The sequence below is a fragment of the Streptomyces sp. genome, from assembly GCF_035563135.1.
GTDB lineage: Bacteria > Actinomycetota > Actinomycetes > Streptomycetales > Streptomycetaceae > Streptomyces.
The window spans coordinates 22,113-32,296 of sequence record NZ_DATMVN010000397.1 but is presented as its reverse complement, the minus strand read 5'-3'; the positions used below and the strand labels follow the sequence as shown (position 1 = coordinate 32,296).

The window sequence follows — 10,184 nt, the reverse complement described above, 5'->3', positions numbered from 1 at the left end:
CACCCCCGCACCCCAGCCCGCCCCGGCCGCCCCCGTCGCCGAAGCCGGGAAACCGGACGTCGCCCGCGCCGTCGACGACGTCAAACGCCTCCTCGGCGAGGGCCGCATCACCCAGGCCGTCGACATCCTCGGGGGAATCCTGCCGGCCGCCGCCGCGGAGCACGGCGAACACTCGCCGGTCGTACGGATCCTGCGCAAGCAGTACGCGGCGACACTGATGGACGACGGCCAGTACCGCCGCGCCCTCCCCGAGCTCCGCCGCCTCGCCGACGACCGCGCGGCCGAAGCGGGCCCCGCCGACCCGCAGACCCTGCAGTTCCGTCACGACGCCGCCCAGTGCCTGGAACAGCTCGGCGAGGCTGCCGCAGCCCTCGTCGAGTACCGCGCCGTCCTCCCCTACTACGAGAACGGCTACGCGACCGCCTCCGGTCCCGGCCGCGCCTTCGACATCCGCCACCGGATCGGCCACCTCCTGCTCGGCATGGGCGACCACACGGCGGGCCGCGCCCAGTTGCAGGGACTCCTGTACGACACGGAACGCGTCTACGGCCCCCACCACCCGCTCCCCACGGAGCTCCGCCGGCAGCTGACCCACCACCAGGACGTACGCGGTTCGGTGTAGGCCGGAGGACGGCCGGGGGGCGCGCCCCAGGAGATGCGTCCCCGACCCCACACCGACCGGTCCGGAAATCGTTGGTCGAAGCAGTGGCCCGAATCACGTCCACTGCCTAACATCGATCACCGCAAGGCTTTGTGCACTGATGCACAAACTCTCCCCGGGAGGCTCCTTTGCACCGCCGCCGTCGTACCGCGCCCGCCCTCTTCGCCGCCACTCTCGTCGCGGCGCCGCTCCTGACCGCCTGTGGCGGCGAGGCCCACCCCGGTGCCGCGGCCGTGGTGGGCGGGGACCGGATCGACGTGGCCACGCTCCAGGCGCAGGCGGCCGATGTGCGCAGCGCCCAGCAGGACTCGGCACGGTCCCAGGAGCTGGTGACGAAGTCGGGCCAGCTGGCCCGGGTCAAGCTGTCCGGCCTCATCTTCGGCCGGGTCCTGGACCGTGCCGCGAAGGACGCGGGGGTGAGCGTCAGCCGCAAGGAGGTCCAGCAGATCCGCAGCGACGCCGCCGCGCAGTCCGGCGGTGACGAGGGGGTGCGGACGCTGATGCTGGAACAGCGCTGGGTGGCGCCCGGCCAGATCGACGCGAGCCTGCGCCAGGAGGTCCAGCTCCAGAAGCTGGCCCAGGCGCTGAGGACGGATCTGCAGAGCCCCGCCGGGGTGCAGGCCGTCGGGCAGGCACTCACCGAGGCGTCGAAGGCACTGCACATCGACGTCAATCCGCGCTACGGCAGCTGGGACGACCAGAAGGTCCAGCTCAGCACCTACAAGGCGTCGTGGATCAAGCAGATCACTCCCGTGAAGGGGCAGCAGCCCGAGGCCGGCGTCTGACCCCGCCCGCCCGGAGGTAGGTTCGGGGGCGTGAACGCTGAAGATCCCGGCCGTGTCGTCCTGCTCACCGCCAGCCACCGGGTCGCCCCCGGTCTGCTGTCCTGGCCCGCCTGGCAGGCGCTGCACGCCGCTGACCGGGTGCTGTGCGCCGGGCGGGACCATCCGCAGCTGCCGTACCTGCGGGAAGCGGGCGTCGCCGTCGAGGACACCGCACCCTCGGCCGAGGAACTCGTGGACGACTGCGCGGGCGGCAGGACCGTGGTGGTGCTGGTGGGCGGCGAGGGTGATCAGCGGCTCACCGACGGCCTGGCCCGGCTCGGCGGTTCGGGCCGGGTGCGGATGCCGGACCTGGAGCTGCTGCCCGGTTCGTACGACCTGCCCGGCGCGCGCCTCCTGGACCTGGTCCAGGTCATGGACCGGATCCGGCTCGCATGCCCGTGGAGCTCGCAGAAGACGCACGAGGGCCTCGCGAAGTACGCCATCGAGGAGGCGTACGAGCTGGTCGAGGCCATCGAGGACGGCGACCGTGAGGAGCTGCGGGAGGAGCTCGGCGACGTACTGCTCCAGGTCGTCTTCCACGCGCGCATCGCGCAGGAGGACCAGGAGGAGCCGTTCGGCATCGACGACGTCGCGGCCACGATCGTCGAGAAGCTGATCCACCGGCATCCGCACGTGTTCGGCGACGAGACCGCCGAGACCCCGGAGGACGTCCACGCGCACTGGCTGCGGACGAAGGCGATCGAGAAGCAGCGCGCATCGGTCACCGACGGGGTGCCGCTCGGCCAGCCCGGCCTGGCGCTGGCGGCCAAGCTCGGCAGCAGGGTCCGTGCCGCGGGTCTCGACGTCGCGCTCCCCGAGGGCGACGGGATCGGCTACCGGCTGCTCGCCCTCGCCGTACGGGCCGAGGAGGACGGCACCGACCCGGAGGCCGCCCTGCGGGCCGCCGCCCGCGCCTACCGGGACGCGATCCGGGCGGCGGAGGGGTCCGGCGCCGCTCCGGACAGCGTCGAGGGGTGAACGACAGCCCCGGGACGGCCCCCGCGCCCGACGCAGCGCCAGAACTCTTCACCTGGGAGTTCGCCACCGACCCGTACCCCGCCTACGCCTGGCTCCGCGAGCACAGCCCCGTGCACCGCACGGCGCTGCCCAGCGGTGTCGAGGCGTGGCTGGTGACCCGGTACGCCGATGCCAGGCAGGCCCTCGCCGACACCCGGCTCTCCAAGGACCCGGCCCACCACGCGGGGTCCGCGAAAGCCAAGGGCAAGACCGGCATCCCGGGGGAGCGCAAGGCGGAGCTGATGACGCACCTGCTGAACATCGACCCCCCGGACCACACCCGGCTGCGCCGGCTCGTGTCCAAGGCGTTCACCCCGCGCCGGGTCGCGGAGTTCGCGCCGCGCGTGCAGGAGCTGACGGACCGCCTCATCGACACCTTCGTCGAGGAGGGGAAGGCGGACCTCATCCATGACTTCGCCTTCCCCCTCCCCATCTACGCGATCTGCGACCTGCTCGGTGTGCCGCGCGAGGACCAGGACGACTTCCGTGACTGGGCGGGCATGATGATCCGGCACGGCGGGGGGCCGCGCGGCGGGGTGGCCAGGTCGGTCAAGAAGATGCGCGGCTATCTCGCCGAGCTCATCCACCGGAAGAGGGAGAATCCCGGCGACGACCTGATCTCCGGGCTGATCCGGGCGAGCGACCACGGCGAACACCTCAGTGAGAACGAGGCCGCCGCCATGGCCTTCATCCTCCTGTTCGCCGGTTTCGAGACGACCGTGAACCTCATCGGCAACGGCACCTACGCCCTGCTGCGCAATCCTTCCCAGCGTGAACGGCTGGAGCGCTCGCTGGCGGCGGGGGAGACGGAACTGCTCGCCACGGGCATCGAGGAGCTGCTGCGCTACGACGGGCCGGTGGAGCTCGCGACCTGGCGCTACGCCACCGCCCCCGTGACGCTGGGAGGGCAGGAGATCGCGGCGGGGGACCCCGTTCTCGTGGTGCTCGCCGCAGCCGACCGGGACCCGGAGCGGTTCCAGGACGCGGACACCCTGGATCTCGCGCGAAGTGACAATCAGCACCTGGGATACGGGCACGGCATCCACTACTGCCTGGGGGCACCGCTGGCCCGGCTGGAGGGACAGGTGGCGCTGGCGACGCTGCTGAGGCGCCTTCCCGACCTGCGGCTCGCTGCGGAACCCGCTGATCTGCGCTGGCGTGGCGGGCTCATCATGCGGGGACTGCGCACGCTTCCCGTGGCCTTCGCTCCCGGGCGTCCGGGCGAAGAAAGTGACACCACGTCAACTCCGTGACTTTCACGTGATCTCCGCTGCATCGACTTGTGACACACGTTCGAGTAGGGCTAGGTTCACCGTTCGACTCACCCGTCACACGTCAGTCACACGGAAGGCAATCCCATGGGCTCCGCGACCGGCAGACACCGTCGCCCTCGTCAGGCACCCGCCATCGTCGTCGCCGCAGGCGTCACGGGATCGGCCATCGCCATCCCGCTGCTCGGCGCGGGCGGCGCGCAAGCCGCAGAGGCGTCGACCTGGGACCGGGTCGCCGAATGCGAGAGCGGCGGCATGTGGAGTGCCGACCTCGGCAACGGCTACTACGGCGGCCTGCAGTTCTCGCAGGCCGACTGGTCGGCCTACGGCGGCACGGCGTACGCCGCCCGCGCCGACCTCGCGAGCCGTTCGCAGCAGATAGCGGTCGCGGAGAAGGTGCTGGAGGGCAAGGGCCCGCAGGCCTGGGCCAGCTGCGCCGTGATCTCCGGGCTGGCCCTGGACGGGACGCTGCCGGGCGTGGACCCGGGCGGGGAGCCGTCCGCCGAGCCCTCGGACACCGCGACTCCGTCCGGGACCCCCTCGCCCGAAACCCCGGATCCGGCGGACGGCACCGGCACCTCGGCCGGTTCCGGCGCGAAGGACGACGCGCGCGGGAACGTGTCCGACGGCACGACGGACAAGGGCGACGGCACCGGCACCGGCACCTCCGCCGCGTCGCCGTCCGCCACTGCGTCCCCCGAAGCCTCCGGAGCCTCCGAGGAGCCCGGCGCGTCCGATGCGTCCGGTGCGCCGAAGGGGGACGGGGCGAAGAGCGGAAAGCACCGCGGTACGCCGGCCCCCGAGGCGAGCGCCGGAACGGAGCTGGAGGACGGACGCGACTCCGGCCGCCACGCCTCGCGCGGCGACTCCGGGGCGCGTCAGGGCGCGGAGGAGGCGTACACCGTCCGCGAGGGCGACAACCTCTGGGCGATCGCCGACGCGCAGGAGCTCTCCGGCGGCTGGACCGCGCTCTACGAGGCGAACAAGGACGAGCTGGGATCCGATCCGGACCTGATCCTTCCCGGCCAGAGCCTGGAGCTCGGCGTCGGCGCGGCCGCGCAGGACGTCCTGGCGGAGCCTGCGGCCAACTGATCAAAAGCGGGAAAACACCCCGAAAGCAGGGGTAGTTCAGAGGCCTATGTCCACTTATGCGTAAGTGAGACATGGGTCTCTTTGCTTCAACTGGCGCGCCCCGTCCGTCCGGTCCGTCCATATCTGCTCCGACCTGCGAAAACGACCCGGCGCCCTTGATTGTTACGTGCTGATTGGCCGTTATGTCCACCTTTGAATGTAGGGGTTGGGTGTGATTACGGTCGGAACCGCTCGCACCGCGGGCACCTTCGACCGTCACGCCGAATCCTGCCGTCGGCCGAAGGGGACCGACGCGTAAAGCGCCGTAGGCAGGAGCGGGGGACCCAGGTAAGTGCCGGACCCGGCCGTCGGAAGACGGGCGAAGGTGCGGCTTGGGGTGAAGCCTTCCGCGAGTGCGGGAGGCCGGGCAGCTCACAGCCCGAACCCGACAGCTCACCTCGTAGGCGTCGGTGAGGAGAACCATGCTGCTTTCCAGCAAGGGCAAGCACCGTCGCCCGTCCAAGGCCGTCCGTATCGCGACCCTGGCCGGTGTCACCGGTGCCGCCGTCGCCGTGCCGCTCATGGGTGCCACCGGCGCCTCCGCGGCCTCCGTCGATACCTGGGACGCCGTCGCCCAGTGCGAGTCCGGCGGCAACTGGTCCATCAACACCGGCAACGGCTACTACGGCGGTCTGCAGTTCTCGCAGTCCAGCTGGGCGGCGGCCGGCGGCACGCAGTACGCCGCCCGCGCCGACCTGGCCAGCAAGGACCAGCAGATAGCCACCGCCGAGAAGCTCCTCGACCTGCAGGGCCCGGGTGCCTGGGCCTGCGCGGGCGCCGGGGGCCTGACGAACGACGGTGTGGACCCGGGTGTCGACACCGGCTCGGCGAAGAGCGGCGACACGGCCTCGCAGGCCGCGCCGGAGCGCAAGGCCGAGCAGCCCACCACGCGCAGCGAGAAGCGCACGGCGCCCGAGGAGACCGTCACCACCCCGACCGGTGACAAGGTCGAGAAGGGGGACGGCGAGTACAAGGTGAAGGCCGGCGACACCCTCGGCAAGATCGCCGACGCGAAGAAGGTCAAGGGCGGCTGGGAGAAGCTGTTCGAGCTGAACGACGACATCGTCGACGAGGCCGACCTGATCTTCCCGGGGCAGCAGCTCCACCTGAAGTAGTCGGAAACAGACCGGGGCCCTCCTCCGCCCCGGAGGCCCGGCCCGGCGTGCTGACCCCCCGCGCGCCGGGCCGCGGTCTGTCCGGCCGCCCCCGGCGGAGTGCCGAACGCGGGCTCGCCGGGAGGGCGAGCGTTCAGTTCTTGTGGTTACTGTCCAGTAGAATTCTGGAGCTTTGCCCGTAATGAAAGCTCTTGGGTGCTTTTTCGTCCCAGGGGACGGGCGGACGGCCGACGGAGCGGGCCGAGCCGGTTAGGCTCGTGACGCAAGGCCACAGTGACCCTGCACAACCAGTGTCAGATCCCAGAAGGAGATGCCTCGTGCCGTCCATCGACGTCGTCGTAGCCAGGGAAATCCTCGACTCCCGGGGTAACCCCACGGTCGAGGTCGAGGTTGGCCTCGACGACGGCAGCACGGGACGTGCTGCTGTTCCGTCCGGCGCCTCCACCGGTGCGTTCGAGGCCATTGAGCTTCGCGACGGCGACCCCAACCGCTACCAGGGCAAGGGCGTCGAGAAGGCCGTCCTCGCCGTGATCGAGCAGATCGGCCCGGAGCTCGTCGGCTACGACGCCACCGAGCAGCGCCTCATCGACCAGGCGATGTTCGACCTGGACGCGACCGAGAACAAGGGCTCCCTCGGCGCCAACGCCATCCTCGGTGTCTCGCTGGCCGTGGCGCACGCCGCGTCCGAGGCGTCCGACCTCCCGCTGTTCCGCTACCTCGGCGGCCCGAACGCGCACCTGCTGCCCGTTCCGATGATGAACATCCTGAACGGCGGCTCGCACGCCGACTCCAACGTGGACATCCAGGAGTTCATGATCGCGCCGATCGGCGCCGAGTCCTTCTCCGAGGCCCTGCGCTGGGGCGCGGAGATCTACCACACGCTGAAGAAGGTCCTGAAGACCAAGGGCCTGTCCACCGGTCTCGGTGACGAGGGCGGCTTCGCCCCCAACCTCGACTCCAACCGTGCCGCCCTCGACCTCATCATCGAGGCCGTCAAGGAGGCCGGTTACGTCCCGGGCCGCGACATCGCGCTCGCACTCGACGTCGCCGCGTCCGAGTTCTACAAGGACGGCGTCTACGAGTTCGAGGGCAAGTCCCGCTCGGCCGCCGAGATGACCGAGTACTACGAGGAGCTCGTCTCCGCGTACCCGCTGGTCTCCATCGAGGACCCGCTGTACGAGGACGACTGGGCGGGCTGGAAGGTCATCACCGACAAGCTCGGCTCCAAGGTGCAGATCGTCGGTGACGACCTGTTCGTCACCAACCCCGAGCGCCTCGCCCGCGGCATCGAGGAGGGCTCGGCCAACGCCCTGCTCGTCAAGGTCAACCAGATCGGTTCGCTGACCGAGACCCTGGACGCCGTCGAGCTGGCCCAGCGCAACGGCTTCAAGTGCATGATGTCGCACCGTTCCGGTGAGACCGAGGACGTCACCATCGCCGACCTCGCCGTCGCCGTGAACTGCGGTCAGATCAAGACCGGTGCCCCGGCCCGCTCGGACCGCGTCGCCAAGTACAACCAGCTGCTGCGCATCGAGGAGATCCTCGACGACGCCGCGGTCTACGCCGGGCGTTCGGCGTTCCCGCGGTTCCGCTTCGAGGGCTGACAGCCCGGGTCCGGAGCACCAGCCTCCGTCCGTCCCCGCATCCGGTCCCGTACCGTGTGCGGGGACGGACGTGCGTAACGGGAGGCGTGAGACATGGCCGGGAAGGACCGCGACCGGTTCTCCACCGCGACCAGGCTGCGGCTGCTCGGCGAGCAGACGGCGGCCCGCGTCTACCGGTCCCAGAACCGGCGCCAGGCCCGCCGGTCCCGGCTCACCGGGCGGGCGGCCTTCCTGGCGCTGATCGTCTGCTCCCTGGTCGTGGCCCTCGCATACCCCATGCGGCAGTACATCTCCCAGCGCGACCAGATCGCCGAGCAGGAGAGGCTCTCGCAGGAGGCCCGCGAGCGGACCGAGGAGCTGCGTGACGAGAAGGCGCGGCTCAAGGACGACGCGTACATCCGTCGCCTCGCGCGCCAGCACCTCCACTACGTGCTGCCCGGCGAGACCGCCTACACGGTGATCGACCCGGACGCGGCCGAGGAGCGCCGGGGCGAGCCGGGGGCGACGGGACAGCCCTGGCACTCGAACCTCTGGGACGGCGTCGACAGCGCGGACCGCGGATGACCCCGGCTCCGCGCCGGGTGCCGTGAGCGCGCGCCGGACCTCTCCAGTACTCTCCCCGCACCGATCCACCCAGTCCGACCGATGACATTCAAGGCAGGCATGGACACGCCCCCTCCGCAGACCGAACCCACCACGCCCACCGACGCGGACATCGCCGCGTTCGAGCTGCAGCTCGGCCGGCCGCCGCGCGGTCTGCGCGCCATCGCGCACCGCTGCCCGTGCGGCAACCCGGACGTGGTCGAGACACAGCCCCGTCTGGAGGACGGCACGCCGTTCCCGACGACGTACTACCTGACCTGCCCGCGCGCCGCGTCCGCGATCGGCACGCTGGAGGCCAACGGGGTCATGAAGGAGATGACCGAGCGGCTCACGACGGACCCGGAGCTGGCGGCCGCCTACCGGGCCGCGCACGAGGACTACCTCGCGCGGCGTGACGCCATCGAGGTCCTGGAGGGCTTCCCGAGTGCGGGCGGCATGCCGGACCGGGTGAAGTGCCTGCACGTCCTGGTCGGTCACTCGCTGGCGGCCGGCCCCGGAGTGAACCCGCTGGGCGACGAGGCCCTCGCGATGCTGCCGGAGTGGTGGGCGAAGGGCCCGTGCGTCACGCCGTGCGGCTCCGACGCCGAACCCGACGCGTCCTGACCCCCGCGCGGTACCCGTACAACCACAGGAGCCCCATGACCCGCGTTGCCGCCCTCGACTGCGGTACCAACTCGATCCGTCTGCTCGTCGCGGACGTGGACCCCGCCACCGGGGGCTTCACCGAGGTCGATCGCCGGATGCGGATCGTCCGGCTCGGCCAGGGTGTCGACCGGTCCGGTCGGCTGGCCCCCGAGGCGCTCGAACGCACCTTCGAGGCCTGTCGGGAGTACGCGGCTGTGGTCAAGGAGCTCGGCGCCGAGCGGATCCGGTTCGTCGCCACGTCGGCCTCCCGTGACGCGGAGAACAGCGACACCTTCGTCCGGGGCGTCCTGGACATCCTGGGCGTGGAGCCCGAGGTCATCACCGGTGACCAGGAGGCGCAGTTCTCCTTCGACGGGGCCACCAAGGAACTGGTGGGCAGCGACCGCCTGGAGAAGCCGTATCTCGTCGTGGACATCGGCGGGGGCTCCACCGAGTTCGTCGTGGGCGACGACCGCGTCCGCGCCGCCCGGTCCGTGGACATCGGCTGTGTCCGCATGACCGAGCGTCACCTGGTCCTGGACGGGGCCGTCGTGGACCCGGCCACGCCCGAGCGGATCGCCGCGATCCGGGCGGACATCGACGCCGCCCTGGACCTGGCCGAGGAGGCCGTGCCGATCTCCTCGGCGGCGACGCTCGTCGGTCTGGCCGGGACGGTCACCACCGTCGCCGCGATGGTGCTGGGGCTGGAGGAGTACGACTCCGAGGCGATCCACCACTCCCGGGTCTCCGTGGAGCAGGTCCGGGAGATCGCCGCCCGGCTGCTCGCGTCGACGCACGAGGAGCGTGCGGCGATCCCCGCGATGCACCCGGGCCGGGTCGATGTGATCACCTCGGGGGTGCTCGTCCTGCTCGCGGTGATGGAGCGGGCCGGGGCTCGCGAGGTCGTGGTCAGTGAGCACGACATCCTCGACGGGATCGCCTGGTCGGCGGCCTGATCACAGGGCCGGCACAGGCGCGGTGAGATGCCGCTCAAACGCTCTCCCGCCTGCACCTCTGAGCTTGCGAAGGCCTCTCCGGCCTCGTCCGGGGAGGTCTTTCGCGGGGCGCCGCGAGAAGCTTCGTGAACTTCTTCACAAGGAATTCGGCCCCACTGGGCGAAGTTCTGCCCCCGGGGAGCCGTACGGGCCGCCCGCGGGTCCTCCGGGCGGTGCTGCGGGGGCGTTTCGGGTGCGTGGCGGGTGCGTGTCCCGGACGGGTGGTTCCTCCCGGCCGACGGCACAAGGGCCAGCTCACAAGTGGTGAACAACGTTCACCGGGGTGCGGTGGTTCCCCGTCCCCACCATGACCTGGGTCACGTGGGCGGCGAAGTGTAG

At 71.2% G+C, this 10,184-nt stretch carries 9 protein-coding genes, 1 pseudogene and 1 riboswitch; all 10 genes and pseudogenes read left to right on the top strand.

Going from position 1 to position 10,184, the window contains the following annotated elements:
- Nucleotides 1-622 (top strand): annotated as a pseudogene (locus VN520_RS17380) (serine/threonine protein kinase); the annotation flags it as partial.
- Nucleotides 623-789: 167 nt separating this feature from the next.
- Nucleotides 790-1,446: a SurA N-terminal domain-containing protein gene (locus VN520_RS17375; protein ID WP_325747839.1), complete on the top strand. Its 657-nt coding sequence runs from the start codon at nucleotides 790-792 to the stop codon at nucleotides 1,444-1,446.
- A gap of 30 nt (nucleotides 1,447-1,476) precedes the next feature.
- On the top strand, nucleotides 1,477-2,463 hold the full coding sequence (locus tag VN520_RS17370; protein WP_325747838.1) for a nucleoside triphosphate pyrophosphohydrolase: 987 nt from the start codon (nucleotides 1,477-1,479) through the stop codon (nucleotides 2,461-2,463).
- On the top strand, nucleotides 2,460-3,755 hold the full coding sequence (locus VN520_RS17365; RefSeq protein WP_325747837.1) for a cytochrome P450: 1,296 nt from the start codon (nucleotides 2,460-2,462) through the stop codon (nucleotides 3,753-3,755). The genes VN520_RS17370 and VN520_RS17365 overlap by 4 nt, the downstream gene beginning before the upstream one ends.
- Nucleotides 3,756-3,860: 105 nt before the next feature.
- A complete protein-coding gene (locus VN520_RS17360) occupies nucleotides 3,861-4,865 on the top strand; it encodes a transglycosylase family protein (protein WP_325747836.1) in 1,005 nt (334 codons plus the stop codon).
- Between the two features lie 290 nt (nucleotides 4,866-5,155).
- A riboswitch (cyclic di-AMP (ydaO/yuaA leader) is annotated at nucleotides 5,156-5,326 on the top strand.
- Complete coding sequence (locus VN520_RS17355; protein ID WP_325747835.1) at nucleotides 5,327-6,019, top strand: transglycosylase family protein; 693 nt, start codon at nucleotides 5,327-5,329, stop codon at nucleotides 6,017-6,019.
- A gap of 317 nt (nucleotides 6,020-6,336) precedes the next feature.
- Entirely contained in the window at nucleotides 6,337-7,623 is a 1,287-nt protein-coding gene (gene eno / locus VN520_RS17350; protein WP_325747834.1) for a phosphopyruvate hydratase, read from the top strand.
- 93 nt (nucleotides 7,624-7,716) lie between these two features.
- Nucleotides 7,717-8,187, top strand: coding sequence for a septum formation initiator family protein (locus VN520_RS17345; RefSeq protein WP_325747833.1), 471 nt, complete (start codon nucleotides 7,717-7,719; stop codon nucleotides 8,185-8,187).
- Nucleotides 8,188-8,286: 99 nt separating this feature from the next.
- Nucleotides 8,287-8,829 carry a DUF501 domain-containing protein gene (locus VN520_RS17340; protein WP_325747840.1) on the top strand — a complete coding sequence of 181 codons (543 nt, stop codon included), beginning with the start codon at nucleotides 8,287-8,289 and terminating at the stop codon, nucleotides 8,827-8,829.
- Nucleotides 8,830-8,864: 35 nt separating this feature from the next.
- The gene (locus VN520_RS17335; RefSeq protein ID WP_325747832.1) at nucleotides 8,865-9,806 is read left to right on the top strand and encodes a Ppx/GppA phosphatase family protein; all 942 of its coding nucleotides are present in this window, start codon (nucleotides 8,865-8,867) and stop codon (nucleotides 9,804-9,806) included.
- The last annotated feature ends 378 nt before the right edge of the window (nucleotides 9,807-10,184 follow it).

Coding starts and splice junctions, on each gene's coding strand:
- VN520_RS17355 (WP_325747835.1), top strand. CDS start 5,327: ATGCTGCTTTCCAGCAAGGGCAAGCACCGTCGCCCGTCCAAGGCCGTC.
- VN520_RS17335 (WP_325747832.1), top strand. CDS start 8,865: ATGACCCGCGTTGCCGCCCTCGACTGCGGTACCAACTCGATCCGTCTG.
- VN520_RS17345 (WP_325747833.1), top strand. CDS start 7,717: ATGGCCGGGAAGGACCGCGACCGGTTCTCCACCGCGACCAGGCTGCGG.
- VN520_RS17340 (WP_325747840.1), top strand. CDS start 8,287: ATGGACACGCCCCCTCCGCAGACCGAACCCACCACGCCCACCGACGCG.
- VN520_RS17360 (WP_325747836.1), top strand. CDS start 3,861: ATGGGCTCCGCGACCGGCAGACACCGTCGCCCTCGTCAGGCACCCGCC.